Source organism: Xenococcus sp. PCC 7305 (genome assembly GCF_000332055.1).
Taxonomy (GTDB): Bacteria; Cyanobacteriota; Cyanobacteriia; order Cyanobacteriales; family Xenococcaceae; genus Xenococcus.
Window position 1 is genome coordinate 1 of record NZ_ALVZ01000093.1, and the last position, 17,237, is coordinate 17,237.

Consider the following 17,237-nt stretch of genomic DNA (forward strand, 5'->3'; position numbering starts at 1 on the left):
AGGGAAATAATAAGATAGGTGGAAACTCGAAAGGAATATCATTTCTGCTTAAATCGAAGAAAAAAACATTTTCAGGAGTTCCTCCAAGTAAATTATTTATATCAATTGTCAGCTTTTCTTGTGAGGTGCTTTGAGTTGCAAGATAAAGGGAAAGAGGACGGATAGGACTCTCGTAAATACTAAAGTCAAAAGAATAATTTTGATTGCCCTGCATAGCTCCAGTTTCTAACAAGATATATTCAGATAACGGCTTGACTGTTAGATGATTCCCGTCATTCTCTTTGTAGGTCTTTATCCTATTTGCATTCCCATAAGGAACGCTAGATGCTATGTATTTTGCAGCCATTATATAAGACCTAAAATTATTCCTTCTGTCTCTGCTTCTGTGGGTTGGCCTGTGATTTGTTCGTTACAAACTTCGATTCTTAAATTCCAATCAGTATCAGGAGCTTTTCCCGTGTTCTTCCTGTCCCAATGACGTTTTTGTACTTGCCAAAAACGACGAGGATTAATCTTTATTAATCCAAACTCTGGAGGGTGAGGATAGAGAATAATCTCATCTTGCTTTTTAGGATAAACCCTAATCCACTCACCATAAGCAGAATCAAGGGTTATTTCATACCTCACTCGTATGTATGCATACGAGCGAGCATCATCAACATTGCCGCTAAAGATTAACCTTGTGGTTTGAGACAGAGCCTCTGAATAATCAGGATATTCGATCCATTCCTCATAAATAGGTTGAAGTGTCCCGATTAAGTCCCAGGTTCCAAAATCATCAACAATCTGGATCGCTTGTGGCATCTTCTTCTAGTTCGTCGTATTCGCCTCCCCAGAGATACTCGTCTAACTCTTTTTGAGTTACTGGAGTTAAACATAAAGTATCTGCCTTAACCACGAAAGATTGAGCAAAATCAACGCCAATGTTATCTCTCCACCCAGGTGGGAAGCTTCCGTGAAGAGTTTCGTAAAATCCTGGAGTATCAGGAGTGTAAATTAGCCCCATAATTAAGCGACGATTTCTCGGCTAATAATCGACCAACCGTTTTGACCTAATACAGTTTCTTGTCCAGAGGTATAGAAAGCTGTCCTTTTACCACCACCTGGGACTTTCAACTGGGCTTTTCCTGGACGAGGGTTTCTCGTGCCACTAATTAGACTATCTTCCTCTTGCGGAGTATTGATTGTCGTAGAATCAATCAAGCCTAAAGTTGCCTTGTAGAGCTCAAAATCATTAGTATTCATCGGAAAAGCATAGAGAAGACCATTGCTTAAACTGGCTATTGCGGTAGTTGTCCGATTATTTTTTGTTAGACTAACCTTTCTTGGCGGTTTTACTAATTTCCAACCTGCCGCGATCGCCGCTTGTAAGGCTCCTTGAGCATAAAAGGTGCTGGCGTGTTCTTGCTGTGCCGCACTGGGATTATTTACTAATCTTTTCCTCACAGTTCCAGGCTTAGGGGAACTAGTACGAAAGACAGTAAGCGCACCATTCGGCAAAGTATTAGGAGCGATATGACCAAGAGCTGCTAAATCAGCCGCAGAGACGTTGGGTAAAGCAGTTAAGTCCTTCAGTACCCATCCGTAGTAAAGGTTAACGACACTAGATATACGCACATAGCTCGTTACATCCTTCGGTTTATTTAATAAATAATCAACCATTATTTAACCTCCAATTTTAAGGGTTATACTTACGATTTTCTAACCAGTAGTTAAAGGGGTTAAGTATTCAACTGCTTCAGTAACTAGCTGGCCTGAAGCATTAACCGTTTTCTTGAATGTTATAGAGAAATTCCCCGAAAGAGTCGCTGAATCGTTGTTCTCAGTAGTAGTTATGTTGTTGGTTCCATTAACTGTTACTTCTCCGTTGTTTTCTTTGTTCTGCATAATTTGCAGAATTTCAATTAGCTGACCTTCTATTGTGGTTGCATTTAAATTTACGGCTGCGGCCATGATTTTTTCTCCAAAAGTACTAATTTGCTTTGAATCCTTTATAGCCTTGACCGCAGGGTTGAATCAACGAAAAATGGAAGAAAAAAGGGAAAACAACCTAGGGTTTTTGTAAGATGAAGTTGATTATTTATCCGTTACTTAGTACCTGTAGTAAACGAGCTATCAGAAAGGTAAAAAAGAAATGGGGACACCCAAATTATTACGAACCTCGTATAACTTTAGTGAAGCGTCTAAGCGCTACTTTAGGATGGTCAGAAGATAAGGTTAGACAACAAATAAGCGAGGAACGCTATTTTTTAATAGAACATGATCAGTATTTTTCTTAAAGCGTAATTTCAGGACTAGACTTGGTGGTAAGGATATCCTGCTTGATTACGGCAAAGTCATCGGGAGGAGTAGTAGTGTATAGAGGGATAAGATATTTTCTTTTATGATAGACCCCCCTTGTGGTCTGCTTTCCAACATCTTGATTGGCAATTTTTTGTTGATTGATAATCGACATCATCGCAGGGTAAACGCGAGTAGTTTCTTTGTAAAGCGACTTATATTTTTTTCTCGCGCCTTCCTTGGTTTCCTCTCTAATTTCCACCGTTTGAATATCTGGAGTAACTATTTCTAGTATTTTCTCAAGTAGCTTTTCCCCTTCTTCTGGCGAAGCTGCGTAAAAGGGCATAAGACTTTCATCGTCAAACCTAACCTCAAATCGAAACCTTCCCCAGAAATAACCATTAACACCACCTACGGCATTTTTGATAGTTTGCCATTCCAGCTTGGAAGGGTCTATCGAAGGAATTGTTATTTGAGTTCTTTTTGCCGTCGTCCCATCCTCGTGTTTCCAGACTGGTTTAGGTACAGAACGGAAGATAATTCTGGTCACCAGGCCAAAGGGTGGCCGTCGGACTGTGTCAATTAAAGGCTCCCCAATTATTTGTCCTAGGTCTCGATTCTCTACCATCTGGTGAGAACTCATAATCGTCATAGCTTGAGTTTTGATTTGTTGCCCAGTGCCATATAAGAGGTGACTTTCATCTTCACATTCCCTATCGGGGAACATCTCAACTAAGCAAGTTTCTTCAACTTGCGTTAGTTCCTCTAATCGTTGCCTCATTAACCAACTATCCAGCCCTCCCGCCAAAACATAGCCAGCTTCAACACAAGCATCTTTACTTCCGTCATACCACCCCTCCCAAAAGGCTTGTTCTGCGGGGTCTTGAATATTGTTGATTTTTTCGTCTGCGGCTAAGGCAAAACTCCAAGGTTTCGTATCTTCTTCCCCCCAAGCCGCGATCGCCCCACCAACGTCACTCCCCAAGAAACTATTAATAATAGATTTGATTGCTGGGTTGGCATTGGAACTATAAGCTTTAACCATTCTTCTTAAATTTTTGTATTGAGATAAGAAGAAATTACGTGCTGCTAGCCGAAAGGAAACTAAAATTAGGGTTGCAAGAGAAGCGGCAAACTCTTCGAGAGCTTCTTCACCAACCTCTTCTAAAAGATATAAACCTAGTGGTTCGTTGATAGTGGCAATGGCCGCAGCGGGGACAATTCCACAAACAAGGTAACCGACTGCATTTCCTATTGTCTCGCCTAATAAAGAGGCCACAACTATTTTTGTTTGCGAAATTTGCTGGTCTATTTGGTTGTCAGAAATATTCCAATTAAAGTTATATATATAGGTTACTGTTCCGACAAGAGACCCCCAAAGCGAAGTCCAAGTAAAACTTACGATGGGGATAAATACAGATAACGCAAACCCAATATATTGAATAGAACTAGAAAAAAAAGAGCCTACATAGGATAAAGTTTTTTCAATAAAGTTCCCTTCTGGCGCACCTTCTGGCCTGATAATTCGGAAACCAGGATTAGGGCTATTGAGGGTTAAAGCTTCACGAACCGCGCTACTGACCAGGCTTGGTAGATGGATTAGACTTGGCATTGGTAGAATATTTTTTCATTTTTGGACGATTTTTATAAGGTTTCCCGTAGGGCTTTTCGGGAGTTCCTCCAGGGACTAGGGTTTCAAAACCTTTCTCAAAACAGTCGATAAAGAAATCGAAATCATAATCGTCTGGATTATCAGTTTTTTTGTGAATTTTGCTGAGGTCTTGAAATCTTTTCTTGATTTGCTCTTTTAAGTCTCCATTGGCACTAAAAGACTTCCAGTATCTGGCTTTCATCATTCGGGCTACTTCTACGACAGTAGCCATTTGAGCTTCTAACGTATTGTTGTCATCAATTTCCTCAATTTTTATCGGTATTTTAGAGTTTTGGAGAGCTTTAGCTAAAGTTTTCTCAACTTCGTTTTCGTCTACTATTTTAGGATTGAAAAGAAGGTCAACTTCTGTAGTTTTTTGCTTAGTTTTAAAGCCCAAATATTCTTGGGCTGCAATGGCTAGATAGTAATTTTTTATTACTTGTTGTCTTGTCGAGCCTGATTCCGCTAAATTCTTTAAGGCAATGGGTAACAAAGCATCAATTTTAGCTTCTGTAAAAAGAGATTTCCCGACTAATTCTGCTAGAGTTTCGGCTAGGTTGGGCAGTCTGATTTTTACTGGTTGATCACCAACTTTAATTAGGTCAGAATCTTCAATCTGAATATCAATTGGAAAGCGACCAAACAACTCATCAATTATTTTAAATTGCCAGATTAAAAATTCAGAGAAATTGTGATTGTCTACTGTTTTCGGTTCTAATGGATTTCCTTCGTCGTCGTACAAAGGTTGTGTGATGGTTTCGGGGGCTGTGATGGGAAAGTTATCTAATCCTAGTTTGTTGTAATAAACTGCTAAAGAATTAAGAAGAATTCCAACTAAAGAATCAGTTTCAGTTGCAATAGCTTCTTTTGTAACGGAATCTAGTTGAGTTTCAGCAATTTTCTTTAATTCAGCATACCAATCAACTTCTTTGTTTAAATAATCACCAAAAATATCTTGTAAATCTGAATTTAAATCAATTTTCAAATTTTCTTCATTTTCTGTTCCAAGAGTAAAGGAAATTTCTTTGTTAGTGAATTCTATTTTGCTTGGAATTTCATCTAAGATTCCTATCGCTGCATTAACTCTTGTTGCCGAATAATATTGGCTAAGTATCCTTAGTGGGCAGACTCCTACAACTAGAGTCATTTCCCCTCTATTTCCTCGCAAAAGAGAAGGAAGTAGGTAAGTGATTGAGTCTAGAGGATCTAACGGAGTTCCTTCTACTTTGCTAGTCAAATATTTCTCTGTGGACTCAAGAACTGCGTCTTTAAAAGACTCTTCAAAGTCAGAACTAACAATTCGTTGAATTTCCTTAGTTTCTGGAGAAATTGGAGAATACACAAATCTTCCAAAATCTTTAGTGGCTGCACTAGCCGCCAAAGTAATTGGGGAACCTATTGTTATTTTTGTTGCTGTCTGACCACTTTGTTCTATGCTTTCTTCTATTGGTAAATTTGATGTCGGAATATTAATTGAATCATCAGAAAGTATATTAATTGTTGTTGGTTGATTATATACATTGGTAATGTTTACTTGTGTTTTATTAATAACTGGGTCAAAATCTAAAATTAAAGTTTCTGTTGGCGATTCTATTTGTTCTGGCTCAGGCTCCTCAAATGCATTATATTTTAGCAGCCCAATATATTCGTCATTTGAAGTAGGAAAATCTCCGCCATCAAGAGAATCAAAAAATAATTTAATTGCTTGTAGAATCAAAAATGGATGAGCCATAATCAGGAATTTTCTATTTTATGGGTTGGTAAGGTTTACGCTTAGTTTTCTTCTTCTTCTGTCTCCTCTTCTAAATTGAAATCTATTTTTCCCTCCAACAAAGCACCAATATTTATCTGGCAAAGCATTATCAAATCAACTAGACTTGGACTTTGATTGTTTGTCCCAGGAATAGGTAGATAGGCTGTTTTGTCCTCATCAACTTGTATTGGTAATTTTTTTATTGTCAAAGGTAAGCCTAATGCTTGCAGTATTTCTTTTACTATTGCTTGGGTTATTAAAGAGCAAATGTGGTTTTTGCTGGCTGACTTATTAGTTTGTCCTGCTGTATATAAAAGTTGGAGTAATAAATTATTCATTCCTTGCACAGGAACTAATTCCCCATTAGGACTAGGAACAATATTCGCCCCTGCATCTTGTATTCCTATCGCCCTATCCAAATCATCTAATATCAAATGGATTAGCTGAGGGATATTCTCAACCAAAACATAACCACCCTCTTTAATCGAATTGGCTTCCCCAGTAAACTCATCAACCCCAAAAGAATTGCTCCTAACGGCGTAAGCAATCCCGTCTCTGTCTTCGGTTGCGCTTCCTCCCGTCTGGCCGACAGAACTTCCACCTTGATTCCTGCCAAACTGTCCCAACGGCCAACCTGCGGGGAGAGATTCCCCAGTCTCAATAAGTTTTGATTGACGGATTGAACGTATAGAACCATCTGGGGCGACGGATATTCCCAAAACACGGGCAATCCTCTCGGCATAATAGCCGATATTCGCGACTCTCTTGGTTTCTCCGTCTCCTTGATAAGCGAATTTTCCCGAATCTAGAGAAGCGTGTATCTCCCGCACTAGATCTAGAATTTCCTGGGCGATTTGTTGTGTCATGCAGCTGCACTCCTCAAAGTATTTCTGATTAAAGTTAGTGATTAAGGTTGGTAAATTATTCTCGAAACTCGATAAATCTCTTGGTTGTGGTGTGGTTCTAACGGTGGATTTGCCCTCTAGCGTCCAAATGTGATCGTAAGTCTTGGAAAAAGAAACAGTTATTGGAGAATTAACGTACTCGTCAAAGTGAATATTGGCCGCCCGATATAAACTTCCTTGGGGTGGCCGATAACCCTCAATGTCAGAGGAATAATAGTGAATTGAAGAAGAGCTTTCACTGCCAATAGGTCTAAAGCTGCCTGTGGGGTTATAAGACTCCCCTGTATATTCGTGCTGACCTTCAGCTTGACCTGAATCAATGAAATATTTTATTTGCAACTTAGTTAAAAATAGGTTTTCCTCAAACATCCAGCCCCCTTCAGGATTTCTAACCATGGTCACCCGTGGATCTCCTGCAACTTTCATCGGAGCTTGACAGTCAGAAAAAAGATAATTGTTTGCGATTAATAATAAAGGTTCTCTTATTCGATAGCTTAGATAGCTTCTAATCTCTGTCGTTGCTTGATCATCTGTTAGAGAATAATTGCCGAATTCATCAGTCTCACTAAGCAAATTAAAATCATCTCGACTATCGATAGCAGTTGAGGCGATTATTCCCTCTGAAGCTGAACCAGAAGTACTGACTCGATTGTATTTATTGTTTAACCTCGTATGAATAAGCCCTGAAATTTGACTTGCAGAGAAGTATCTGGGGTTTCCATTTGTTAATCTGAAACCGTTCTCAGAGTACTGTTGAGCCGTAACCCCAATTCCTAAATCTTGATTCTCCGTCGTGTCTCCGATTAAATTATTGAATAAGTTGTTATTTCCGTAGAGAATATTAGCTTCGTAATGAGCATCAGGGTTGATATCTGCCACCTCGTAGGAAATTGGCGATGGGACATAAGACACTGATATAGATTGGTTACCGTTGATATCGCTAACCAGACCGCTACCGTTTGGATTCGGTTTGGTTCCGTAATAGTTGCTTAAGCTGACTGATTGATTCCAATTAATATCTAAAGAGAACCCGCTTATTATCTTTTTCGAGGGGAAATTAATTTCTATTTCTGCTTTTAAAGAATCTAAGTAGCCCTGAAAGTTTGAGAATAGATAATGCTCTGGTATTTGTGCCTCAACTTGGTCTTTAATTACTGAATTGTTGGAATCTACAACCATTGTGTAGCCAACAAACCAGCGAGTGTTTAAATAAATTTCTTGTCCCTTGGCCTGAAATTTAAGATTGACAAGATTAAATCTCTTGGCGGAAGGATCGGCCATGCATCCTTCCGTTGAAAGCTCTAAAAAAGGATAAGTGTACAGGATTTGGATGAAATGAAGCTGATTAGCGTTTTCAACCTCTAGAGGAATATACGAACCCCCAAGAATATCATCACTTCGACTATCAGGAATCTCGTAAAAGATTAAATCATTTTTTGTTAATAAAGTCGTGACTCTTTCGACTCTAATTGCATGGGCTGGATTCGTATAGGTGCTAAGTTCTTGATATATCCAGGGTACAGTCTCGTAAAAAGTAATTGTGACCCAATCTTCACTATTCTCTGAGTTTGGCAAAGTCAACTCTACCAAGTCAGCGTAATCTCTTTGATATAAGGAAAAATCAATCAAACTTAAATTCTCGAACCGATTCCCAAAAGCAATATTAGTATCGGGAGCAACTGGGTGATTTTTAGGAAAAAGAGTACGAAAAGAACTTAGATATTTTCCAAACTCGTATAGCTTAGAGGAGAATTCCCAGGCATAGCTATAATCTTCCTCTGTATAGCGTTCAATAACATACGGATTTTCTATATTAGGAAGTCCCAGAAAATAATGACGTTCATCCACCAAAGGGTCAAGAAATGGCCGCAGCGTATCAGGAATAAAGAATTGAACTAAATCGTGAGTTTGTTGAGGGTCACAAATATAAAGGGCTGGTTTAATACTATCGTCGATGGGATAGCCATTTTCAAAAGGCATTTATTGTTTTTGCCTCCAATTACTAAATAAGTGAAAAGTTAGCCAAGCTAATGACTAAGAACAAAGGATAATCACTGCAAAATAAATAATTATTTATTCCTAACAATTAAGGAGCTGGAGGAGTTGGAGATAGGGGCGAAAAGCTTGCAGTAAAGACAACCGAAACAGATTCGGAGTATCCTTCATTAACTAACACCTCGTCGGCCACAACAACAAAATCGACGCTGTCCCCTGCACGAAAAATAGGGTTATCGATAGTCCAGTTATTGGCGTCATTAACATCGGTTATAAACCTTTGTTGTCCATTAACTTCTAAATAAAACTCAAAAAAAGAATCGGGATTATCAATAAATAAGCTAACCCCATAAAAATCGAAGGGGGAGTTCTGAATTAAAGTTAAATAATTAAACTCTAAATCAAAGACAGCGTCTTTTGTAATCGTAAAAATCCCGCCACCTCCACTAGGAGTATTTTTTAAAATATTAACTTCATCTATTATATTGTTGATTGCAAAACATATAAAAGTGCCATTACAACCACTTTGAGAATTAGCTGTAACAACTTCATCATTTACTCCGATAAAAGTCGGAATCTTGTAAACATTTAAGTCCGCCATTCTGTAACCTCTTTATGTGTTTTATAATTAGTTTGCGAAAATATAGCTGTTATCAATAATCGAATTGTTATCAATTATTGACCCGCTAGGCAATTCAAAAAATTCGTATCCAGTAGCAATTCTCTGGACAGCACAGACATAATTGCTTCCTAGAAGAACAGCCTTGTAGTCAAAGGGTAAACTTGCTTTAATTTGAACATAAGCACCGTTTTGATTATGCTCAAATCTTTTAATCTTAATGTTATCCTGATCTACAGGAAGAGAGGCCAATAAACTCGCAGCACTCCAATATAAATATTGCTCTAGAGAGTGAAGAATAGAAGGGGCTGGTGGAATTGGTTGAAATTGTCCGCCACTACTAGCACATTTAATCCCTGTCTCATAAGGAGTAGTTCCCGCAAATTCTTTGATATGAAGAATCAAATTATCACCAGTACTACTTACAAGAAAAGAATCATAATCAAGCTTAGCTTCTAGGACAAGCAAGGCATTATCTAAGTCGCTAATATTCTCCCCAATCTTTATTTTCTGATCAGCTACTCCCTGATTACTTTCACCTACAATTGAGGCTCGCAGCATAGAAAAAGCATAGACTAAAGCTCTTTCGAGACTATCAATACCTATTGAATTTCTTTTTTGTTGAGACTCTAAAGCTACCAATAACTAAACACCCCCTGTTATTTTTTAATAGGATTGAGTTTAGTTATTATTATAGTGTAGATATTGCTTTCTGGCGATCGCAAATAGATAGCTCAATCTTACTAAAATGAAACAATAATTTATCAGGAGAAATATGGCTTTTCATCTTCTAGCTACTCCTCGATATCTACGATATCTTTTGGGACAAGATAAGAAAAATCTAGTTCACCATTACGATAATAATAAAAGTTACACTTTTTGCAGTGGGAATAGGAAGTTTGTTCACTCGAAAGATGCTGATCCATTATTTTGTCACAAATGGCACAGCGAACTAATGAAGGGGAATAATCCTTAACTTGGTTACTCATTATACATTTGTCCTTATCCAATAAAACTATATTTAATTCCCCAGTTTGTTAGAATCTGTCCTCGTTCTGGCCTTGAAAGTTCTCGAATAAAATCAGTTGCCGACATAGGAGTAATTCTTAGAGAGAATTTTTTTTCTAGCTTGGGAATAGCTATTTTCATTCTGCTTTCTGAATGATACAGCTTAGCTAAAAGATAATCTTCTGTAACTTTAATGTGATTTCCTCCTGAAATCCAATAATGCATATGTTGTTTATCTATTCCATACAAGATATGTCTGCCCTTGAGGACGGGGAATAAATATTTGTCAATTATGTCATGTCCAAAATTTCCATCTTCAGGAATCTCAATTCCTCCAGATTCATTCAGAGCTTGAATATCCTTGGGGATAACAGGTTTTACTTTTGGCGTACAAGAAACCGAATTTTGAACTTTAGTTTCCGCTTTCTTAATGGCGCTTTGGGGACTTTTTTCAGGCAAAGGGGCTCTACCCATTAAGAAATTATTTGCTGGTAAAGGAGTCAAATCCCAATCCTGACGTTTCTTTGTTGAAAGCGAATCATCTTTGTTTCTATCTTCAGTCGAAAATTCTTGTTTTTCTTGAGAGAGGTCTTTCTGTTCTTCTAAGTTCTCCCTAAAGGGCTCATTTATCAAGGTTCCGCTGACAAAAGGTTCACCCTTGCTTACTGAGTCAGTCCGAGTCATTACTGAGTTAGCTTCCAGAACAGAATCCATTTTAAGCTCTAACTCGGCTATCTTTCCTCTTAAGTCATTAAGCTGACTCTGTACTGAGTCAGTCCGAGTCTGTACTGAGTTAGTGGGACTCAGTACAGACTCGGTTAGGCGAAAATATTCAGCAAAGATAAACTTACCAACTTCGCTCTTCGTCTGGCCTTTAGCTTTGCAAAGCTCGCTAAATTTCGCCTTGGTTTCTGGCGGTAGATATATTTGTACTCGGTTATAATAGTCTTTATTCATCGGCTTACTGAGTTAGTACTGACTCTGACTGACTCAGTATATCACTCGGTACTGACTCTGACTGACTCAGTAAGATTTTCTTATTATTGATTCTCAACAAAAACGTTGTGGAAGCAATAAGGCTTACCCGTTTGGGTACGAAATCGCTTACGGCTGTGAAAAGGGGCTAGAAGCTTTGAAAACTCGTTCTATTTCCGATAATTACTGTTATCGGGGTAATAAAAAACGGTATCAGCTTGATACCGTTTGGCAAGAGAAGTTATAAGGTAATGTAATAGGTTACAAATTGGTTGGTTATTCAGTGATCGTGCCTCTCTTTGTGGGTTGGGCGGTAAATAGGCGATCGCTGTTATCCTAGCATGTTTAATTAAATAAAGAAATGTTACAGATTTCCTGAAAACGCATAAAAATCTAAGGAAATTAGTGAGTAATACTTAGCGACGCTGTACCTTGAAGCCAAAAACCTCACAACATAAAGTTTTTGAGCGATCGCTTTCAATGGACTTTACAGATGGTATACAATTTAGGAGCGAAACCAGCTCAGGAAAGTTCCTCAGTTGAACAATTTAAAAGAAAGAGGTGCAGGGGGAAAGTTGCGAAACCAGACCCCTGCTGACTCTCGACACGCTCATGGACAGCGTGTCTCAAGCTTATTGTATCTTTTCATCAGAATTTCCTCATCTTTATGTAAAGTGAGGAACAGTTTGGGGTGTCGGCAAACTATTTTTCCCAGAGAAGATTTAAGCTTCGGCACGCTCCTATTTTTTTCTTTAGGAGAACCAAACAATGTATATTCCAAAAATACCCAAAACGAAACCGCCAGAGGTCTCAAGCTCTAGCGGTTTCTCTCCATTCGTTTTAGCCAAACAACTTAGGAGTATTTGAAATGTCTTATAAAGATAGTAACAAAAAATCCCAAGGTGAAGCAAATAAATCACCATTAGATTCGGAAACTTTTGAACTCATTCAATCTGGTGAAGCTTCCAAAGCAACCACCAAGGAATATCTTGCCAAGATTGAGAATTTTCTCTTTGATGACAAGAATATTGATCATCCTGATTACCTTGAAATTCAGAGTCAATTGGATTTAGTTGCTGAATTCTTAGAGAGTTTCCCAGATGATTCTGACTCTGACCATGCCAAGACTCTTGCAGCTTCTAGCAATTCGAGTAAACGACTAAGATGCACAGAAGAGGAGCTGGATAAAGAAGTAACAGCAATCATCGAGAATGAGAACCTCACAGCAGAGAAACTTCAGGGAGCTTTAACTTACCTCTCCGATAGAATTGGGATGCATCCACTTGAGCTCGAAAAATATTATCGAGCCAAGAAAGATACGATCGAGAATCAAGGTCATCTCGAAGAAGTCAAAAAAGAAGTTGACAGCATCCTCAAGCTAGAAAAAGCTGGCTTGAAACTCGAAGAAGTTATACCAAGCTGCTATGCAGACTTAATTTACGATTACTGTGAGGAACTAGGAATACGCCCCGAAGCTTGTTTTACCTCCTTGATATCTGGTTTCAGTGCTTGTCATCGTATTGGTACTGAAATTATCCTTGCTCGTCGTACTGGTTACCGCCAACACCCAGCAATCTTTGCAGCAATAGTAGCGAATCCTGGTTCCATGAAAAGTGAAATCAGAAAAAGATTTGCTGTGAAGCCTCTGCTAGGACTTCAAAAAGACATGATAGATCAATTTGGAAGAGCCGAGAAAGAGCGAAAAGAGACTGAACTAGAATATCGTTCTATGTCAAAAGACGAACGAAACGCAGCGTATCCCGAAGGATTACCAGAGTTCCCAGAAAGGTCAAAAGCAATATTCATAGACGACCCCACTTTTGAAGGTTTAGCTCTTAACTTTTTTCATTATCAAGATCAGGCAATTCTTTATAGCAGAGACGAATTAAAGGGGATTTTTGACTCTCTGAATAAGTATCGAGGTGGCAAAGGTTCAGATGAAGCTCAATTACTGAGTTTGTATGACGGTGACGGATTCTCCATCAATCGTGCGTCAGGCGGCACAATATTTGTTGAAAGAACTGCCCTCTCAATCTTTGGGACGATTCAACCTTTTGTATTAGCTTCACTTTGGGGTGATGGGCAAGATACTAATGGGATGTTCAGTCGATTTAACTACTGTTGGCAACCTGACGTTTGTACCCTTCTGAATTTGGAAGATGATGACTATGAGGATTGCCCACTTGATGAACCTCTAAAAACTTTATTCACTAGGGCTTATGCCACTGAACCTAAAACCTATTTCCTTTCAGCAAAAGCTTATAGAAGATACGCGAATTACTACAATTTCTTGAGTAAGAGAGCAATTAAAGAATCCAATCCTATAATCCAACATGCTCTTAACAAAGCTAAAGGACAATGTGGGCGATATATCTTGAATTTACATCTCTTGGAATCTCTAGGGAATAAGCCAACAGAAGAAGTCAGTTTAATAATAGAAACAGAGGCGGTAGATAGAGCCATTAAGGTAAGTCAATTCTTCTTAGAACAAGTTGAGTTACTGCATAAAACTCTGTGCGATACTGATTCTCAATTTGGTAAGTTTAGAAAAATACTTGCCTTTTCTGAAAGACTTGGCTGGATTAAAGCTAGAGACTTAATAATGGGAGAAAGAAGCTTAAGAAAGACAGACTCTAATTTAATTCGTGATTGGTTCTTAGAATTAGAAAATCTAGGATATGGAGAGGTTAAAGGACGCGGTACAAGATTAAAATTCCGAACTTTACCTAAAAATTGTCAACAGTTTGCAAATAATCCCGAAAAGTCTTGATTTTTCAATGGTTTTACTGTTGACATCCTTGTCAACAGTTTTGTCAACAGTTACCAAAACATAAGGGTTTTACTGTTGACACCCTTGTCAACAGTTTGACTCAAAACCCCCATTTCGTAACACAACTTAATTAAATAATACGATAGAAACTCGAAGACAACTCAAGAAAGGTAAAACAAAACTTATCTTTATCTTTTCTCAGTTCTTATCAGTATTATTTTTTTTAACTGTAACAAACATAGAGTCATGAAATTCTACAAGATAGAAAGACCAAATATGTCAAGTTCAATAATTATTAATTTTGACTTGGTCGAGAAAGTCAGCATCAACACTAAGAGCAACACTGCTCAGATTGATTTATGTTCTGGTAAGAAGCTCATGTTATCTCACCAAGAACTAAAAGATTTTCTAAACATGCTCTCTGCATATCAAGAACTAATTAAGCAACAACTACTCTCCTATACTGAAAAAGAGGATCATTTATAGACATGAGCAATTCACAAAACCTTGTAAATATTGAGGCTGAAGAAGCTATTCTTGGTGGAATTCTTCTAGATCCTGGTGCATTGGCAAGAATTAAGTCAAAAATAAAAGCTGCAATGTTCTCCGTGAGAAGTCACAGAATCATCTACAAAGCAATGGTTGAGTTAAATATGGGAAAGAAACCAACTGATTTAATGGCTGTCAGCACTTTTCTAGTAGATCGAGAACTACTGGATACAGTCGGCGGCACAACTAAATTAGGTCAATTACTCAACAGGACAGTTTCAGCCGTCAACATCGATCGCTATTCCGATTTGATAATTGATAAATGGGCGCGAAGAACATTAATTGAGGTTGGAAATAAACTTGTTGAATTGGGAAATGATACAAAGATTGAACTGTCTGAACTGACCGAGTCAGTAAGTGAGTTAGTGGGGAGTTGGGCTAACTCTACAAAGTCAGATAAGCAAGAAAGCATGATTGGAAACATTTCCTACACGGCCATAGCCCGCAAACAAAGTGAATTTTATGAAGAGACGATTAAATTAGAAGTCGAATTAGATTTAAATTCTGATCACAAAGCACAAATTAAAAAGCTCCAGGAACAAGCGGATTCTCTTTTTAAAGAATAGTTTAAAAAATGGGAATACTAGAAGTAGTTATGGAGGAAAAAAATGAAATTTTTAGTTTTAGCTACTTCTAGAAGAGGCAATCAACATGTCGAAAAGTTAATTAACTTAGAACATGTGGTTAATATTGATATAGGTAACCAAAAAAGAAAAGGTCAAATAAAAACGATTCACAATCAAACCATTATCCTAAATTCTCAACAATGTGAGGAGCTATGTGATTTTTTGAAGTCTGAAGACATCTATTCTTCAAGCTTTGCTCATTTATAAACTCTTGCAATACCTATTAAAAGCGGCTATCTCTATATTAAAATAAAAAGAACACTTTACAGATAGTGCAAGAATAATTACCGCCATAATTTCCAAGACACTATATATAGAAAAATAAGATTTTTTTGTTGGGAGAAAATACTATTTAAGCTTTTATCAGATGAATATTTTTAGGTACGACTTGATTTCTGGCGATCGCTTGTGGCACAATTATTGTGCAGTTATTTTAATTGATTATGACAGAAGAATTTGACACAACAAGTACAAAGCATTCTCAATGGCAATACTTTGACCTTGATTTAATTACTGAAATTCGTTCACATAAAAGTAAAAGACTAGTTCAAATAACGCTTAAGAATGAATTAGGGTTGATAATACATAATGATGAAGCTGACCTATTTGTTAATTTATTAAGAAGAGCACAACAAGAATAATCTAAATCATTACTTATCAGGCATTAAGCGGCCGAGATAACCCCCAATCACAAGCAATCCTGTTTGTTCCAAAGTTCCCCTGAAACTCTCATCAATAAACCCCAGAACGACAATCGCCACAGAAAAAAGCGCTACGATAAACTCAAGCAGGTTTAAATTGACTTTAGGAATAAAGCTTTTCTTGCGATTCTCCAATGCTTCAGACGATCTGTCCATCCGTTATAGCCTCCGTTGATTCTACGCGTAATCGCTCGAAACCCTGCAATTGTTTCCTGATCAGCATATCTATTTAAGTTTCTACTTTGCCAATACAAGCAAGCTATCCGACTACTAATAATCGGCTCAGTAGCTTTTAAGGGATTACTTACTAAATCAATCCCTAAAGCCCTAGAAGCCCATTGATAATTACTTCTTCCTGTTAACTGAATCACTCCTCTTCCTTTAAATCTGCGCCCATCACCACGATAAATATTGCCTAAATCCCGTCGTCTTTCATAAGCAGCTCCCGAAGCAATCTCTTCCTTCCACTTGAGAGAACCAGACTCATGAGCAACCTGAGCTATGAAAGCAGCTAAACGAGAAACGGTGTTAACATCAAACTCTTGAAAAGCTCTGTTTAGAGGATCAAAGAATAGATCGATATCCTCACTTCTGGCGTAAGGCAAACAAGCCCTGAAATGCTTATAGGTAATGAGATTGTCAAAGATAGCTTTAACATGAGGCTTATAAACAAACCATTTGCCAGGAAACTCTTGAAACTCAACTAACCAATGGTTTGCCCCACCTTCTGCAATCAATTTGCACTCAAACTCTGCTCCTCGTGGTAAATTACGTTTTTCTCGAAAGGTAAGAACGGAACTATCGACTCGCCTTGTTTTTGCAATTGTTGAATCTTTTATTATTAGTTTCATTTTGATTCATTCATCGGAAGAATGGAGCCCGTGCCTTGATTGAAAATCTAATTTCTTTTCTAAAAATCCGTTGACATCAATGATCATGTTTTCAAGCCTTTTAACTTTATGTAGAATAAGCTCTTTCATCGCATTATCCATGTACACAAAATTTTCATGATCATTGCTGTTTTTTATCTTCAGTAATTCCAAATCATGCTTGATTTCAGAAATAGCTAATTTCAGCTCATTTTTAATTGCAATAATTTGAGATTGTTGATTATACTTTATTTGAGAAAAAGACCAAGTAGCCGAAACTATCCCGACAACAAGAGAGAAAATAAAGCTTAATAAATCAATATCAAGGCTGTCCATTTTGTCCACGTTCAAATACTTTATCGTGAGCAATTAGCCCCGCAGGTTCACATAATATATAGCAATTAAAAACATCATATTTTGGTCTCAAAACTATTTGACTGAAGGGAAATAATAAGATAGGTGGAAACTCGAAAGGAATATCATTTCTGCTTAAATCGAAGAAAAAAACATTTTCAGGAGTTCCTCCAAGTAAATTA

General features: G+C 37.7%; 19 protein-coding genes. 5 read left to right on the plus strand and 14 right to left on the minus strand.

The window, feature by feature from the left end; genetic code table 11:
- From XEN7305_RS03560 to XEN7305_RS03615, 11 genes are all read right to left on the minus strand, one after another.
- Positions 1 to 346, minus strand: a 346-nt coding sequence (locus tag XEN7305_RS03560) for a hypothetical protein (protein ID WP_006507969.1), incomplete at its 3' end; no start/stop codon positions are given.
- Positions 346 to 804 (minus strand): hypothetical protein, encoded by a 459-nt coding sequence (locus XEN7305_RS03565; RefSeq protein ID WP_006507970.1) that lies wholly within the window; start codon positions 802 to 804, stop codon positions 346 to 348. The genes XEN7305_RS03560 and XEN7305_RS03565, both read right to left, overlap by 1 nt.
- The gene (locus XEN7305_RS03570) at positions 779 to 1,006 is read right to left on the minus strand and encodes a hypothetical protein (RefSeq protein ID WP_006507971.1); all 228 of its coding nucleotides are present in this window, start codon (positions 1,004 to 1,006) and stop codon (positions 779 to 781) included. The genes XEN7305_RS03565 and XEN7305_RS03570 overlap by 26 nt, the downstream gene beginning before the upstream one ends.
- A 2-nt stretch (positions 1,007 to 1,008) precedes the next feature.
- On the minus strand, positions 1,009 to 1,662 hold the full coding sequence (locus XEN7305_RS03575; protein ID WP_006507972.1) for a hypothetical protein: 654 nt from the start codon (positions 1,660 to 1,662) through the stop codon (positions 1,009 to 1,011).
- Between the two features lie 39 nt (positions 1,663 to 1,701).
- Positions 1,702 to 1,953, minus strand: coding sequence for a hypothetical protein (locus XEN7305_RS03580; protein WP_006507973.1), 252 nt, complete (start codon positions 1,951 to 1,953; stop codon positions 1,702 to 1,704).
- Between the two features lie 322 nt (positions 1,954 to 2,275).
- The gene (locus XEN7305_RS03590; protein ID WP_006507975.1) at positions 2,276 to 3,892 is read right to left on the minus strand and encodes a hypothetical protein; all 1,617 of its coding nucleotides are present in this window, start codon (positions 3,890 to 3,892) and stop codon (positions 2,276 to 2,278) included.
- Positions 3,855 to 5,663 (minus strand): hypothetical protein, encoded by a 1,809-nt coding sequence (locus XEN7305_RS03595; RefSeq protein WP_006507976.1) that lies wholly within the window; start codon positions 5,661 to 5,663, stop codon positions 3,855 to 3,857. The genes XEN7305_RS03590 and XEN7305_RS03595 overlap by 38 nt, the downstream gene beginning before the upstream one ends.
- Before the next feature lie 41 nt (positions 5,664 to 5,704).
- A complete protein-coding gene (locus XEN7305_RS03600; RefSeq protein ID WP_006507977.1) occupies positions 5,705 to 8,569 on the minus strand; it encodes a hypothetical protein in 2,865 nt (954 codons plus the stop codon).
- Between the two features lie 106 nt (positions 8,570 to 8,675).
- On the minus strand, positions 8,676 to 9,185 hold the full coding sequence (locus tag XEN7305_RS03605; RefSeq protein ID WP_006507978.1) for a hypothetical protein: 510 nt from the start codon (positions 9,183 to 9,185) through the stop codon (positions 8,676 to 8,678).
- 27 nt (positions 9,186 to 9,212) lie between these two features.
- Positions 9,213 to 9,845: a hypothetical protein gene (locus XEN7305_RS03610; protein ID WP_006507979.1), complete on the minus strand. Its 633-nt coding sequence runs from the start codon at positions 9,843 to 9,845 to the stop codon at positions 9,213 to 9,215.
- Positions 9,846 to 10,205: 360 nt separating this feature from the next.
- Positions 10,206 to 11,168 carry a hypothetical protein gene (locus tag XEN7305_RS03615; RefSeq protein ID WP_006507981.1) on the minus strand — a complete coding sequence of 321 codons (963 nt, stop codon included), beginning with the start codon at positions 11,166 to 11,168 and terminating at the stop codon, positions 10,206 to 10,208.
- Positions 11,169 to 12,054: 886 nt separating this feature from the next.
- Here XEN7305_RS03615 and XEN7305_RS03620 point away from each other — a divergent pair.
- The 5 genes from XEN7305_RS03620 to XEN7305_RS03640 all read left to right on the plus strand — a co-directional run bounded on the left by XEN7305_RS03620 (position 12,055) and on the right by XEN7305_RS03640 (position 15,772).
- Positions 12,055 to 13,956, plus strand: coding sequence for a DUF3987 domain-containing protein (locus tag XEN7305_RS03620; RefSeq protein ID WP_006507982.1), 1,902 nt, complete (start codon positions 12,055 to 12,057; stop codon positions 13,954 to 13,956).
- Between the two features lie 276 nt (positions 13,957 to 14,232).
- On the plus strand, positions 14,233 to 14,442 hold the full coding sequence (locus XEN7305_RS03625) for a hypothetical protein (protein WP_144053191.1): 210 nt from the start codon (positions 14,233 to 14,235) through the stop codon (positions 14,440 to 14,442).
- A 2-nt stretch (positions 14,443 to 14,444) separates the two neighbouring features.
- Positions 14,445 to 15,071 (plus strand): DnaB-like helicase N-terminal domain-containing protein, encoded by a 627-nt coding sequence (locus tag XEN7305_RS03630; protein ID WP_006507984.1) that lies wholly within the window; start codon positions 14,445 to 14,447, stop codon positions 15,069 to 15,071.
- Between the two features lie 42 nt (positions 15,072 to 15,113).
- Positions 15,114 to 15,338 (plus strand): hypothetical protein, encoded by a 225-nt coding sequence (locus XEN7305_RS03635; RefSeq protein WP_006507985.1) that lies wholly within the window; start codon positions 15,114 to 15,116, stop codon positions 15,336 to 15,338.
- 236 nt (positions 15,339 to 15,574) lie between these two features.
- Positions 15,575 to 15,772, plus strand: a complete 198-nt coding sequence (locus XEN7305_RS03640; protein ID WP_006507986.1) for a hypothetical protein — start codon at positions 15,575 to 15,577, stop codon at positions 15,770 to 15,772.
- A 152-nt stretch (positions 15,773 to 15,924) separates the two neighbouring features.
- Here XEN7305_RS03640 and XEN7305_RS26355 read toward each other — a convergent pair whose 3' ends face one another.
- The 3 genes from XEN7305_RS26355 to XEN7305_RS29645 all read right to left on the minus strand — a co-directional run.
- Positions 15,925 to 16,683: a glycoside hydrolase family 19 protein gene (locus tag XEN7305_RS26355; protein ID WP_006507987.1), complete on the minus strand. Its 759-nt coding sequence runs from the start codon at positions 16,681 to 16,683 to the stop codon at positions 15,925 to 15,927.
- 6 nt (positions 16,684 to 16,689) lie between these two features.
- Positions 16,690 to 17,037, minus strand: a complete 348-nt coding sequence (locus XEN7305_RS03650; RefSeq protein WP_006507988.1) for a hypothetical protein — start codon at positions 17,035 to 17,037, stop codon at positions 16,690 to 16,692.
- The coding region (locus XEN7305_RS29645; protein ID WP_006507989.1) for a hypothetical protein at positions 17,024 to 17,237 on the minus strand (214 nt) is incomplete at its 5' end. The genes XEN7305_RS03650 and XEN7305_RS29645, both read right to left, overlap by 14 nt.

Bases quoted from the DNA above. Each gene is read 5' to 3' on its own strand.
- XEN7305_RS03565 (WP_006507970.1), bottom strand. From the start codon at position 804: ATGCCACAAGCGATCCAGATTGTTGATGATTTTGGAACCTGGGACTTA.
- XEN7305_RS03570 (WP_006507971.1), bottom strand. From the start codon at position 1,006: ATGGGGCTAATTTACACTCCTGATACTCCAGGATTTTACGAAACTCTT.
- XEN7305_RS03575 (WP_006507972.1), bottom strand. From the start codon at position 1,662: ATGGTTGATTATTTATTAAATAAACCGAAGGATGTAACGAGCTATGTG.
- XEN7305_RS03580 (WP_006507973.1), bottom strand. From the start codon at position 1,953: ATGGCCGCAGCCGTAAATTTAAATGCAACCACAATAGAAGGTCAGCTA.
- XEN7305_RS03590 (WP_006507975.1), bottom strand. From the start codon at position 3,892: ATGCCAAGTCTAATCCATCTACCAAGCCTGGTCAGTAGCGCGGTTCGT.
- XEN7305_RS03595 (WP_006507976.1), bottom strand. From the start codon at position 5,663: ATGGCTCATCCATTTTTGATTCTACAAGCAATTAAATTATTTTTTGAT.
- XEN7305_RS03600 (WP_006507977.1), bottom strand. From the start codon at position 8,569: ATGCCTTTTGAAAATGGCTATCCCATCGACGATAGTATTAAACCAGCC.
- XEN7305_RS03605 (WP_006507978.1), bottom strand. From the start codon at position 9,185: ATGGCGGACTTAAATGTTTACAAGATTCCGACTTTTATCGGAGTAAAT.
- XEN7305_RS03615 (WP_006507981.1), bottom strand. From the start codon at position 11,168: ATGAATAAAGACTATTATAACCGAGTACAAATATATCTACCGCCAGAA.
- XEN7305_RS03620 (WP_006507982.1), top strand. From the start codon at position 12,055: ATGTCTTATAAAGATAGTAACAAAAAATCCCAAGGTGAAGCAAATAAA.
- XEN7305_RS03625 (WP_144053191.1), top strand. From the start codon at position 14,233: ATGTCAAGTTCAATAATTATTAATTTTGACTTGGTCGAGAAAGTCAGC.
- XEN7305_RS03630 (WP_006507984.1), top strand. From the start codon at position 14,445: ATGAGCAATTCACAAAACCTTGTAAATATTGAGGCTGAAGAAGCTATT.
- XEN7305_RS03635 (WP_006507985.1), top strand. From the start codon at position 15,114: ATGAAATTTTTAGTTTTAGCTACTTCTAGAAGAGGCAATCAACATGTC.
- XEN7305_RS03640 (WP_006507986.1), top strand. From the start codon at position 15,575: ATGACAGAAGAATTTGACACAACAAGTACAAAGCATTCTCAATGGCAA.
- XEN7305_RS26355 (WP_006507987.1), bottom strand. From the start codon at position 16,683: ATGAAACTAATAATAAAAGATTCAACAATTGCAAAAACAAGGCGAGTC.
- XEN7305_RS03650 (WP_006507988.1), bottom strand. From the start codon at position 17,037: ATGGACAGCCTTGATATTGATTTATTAAGCTTTATTTTCTCTCTTGTT.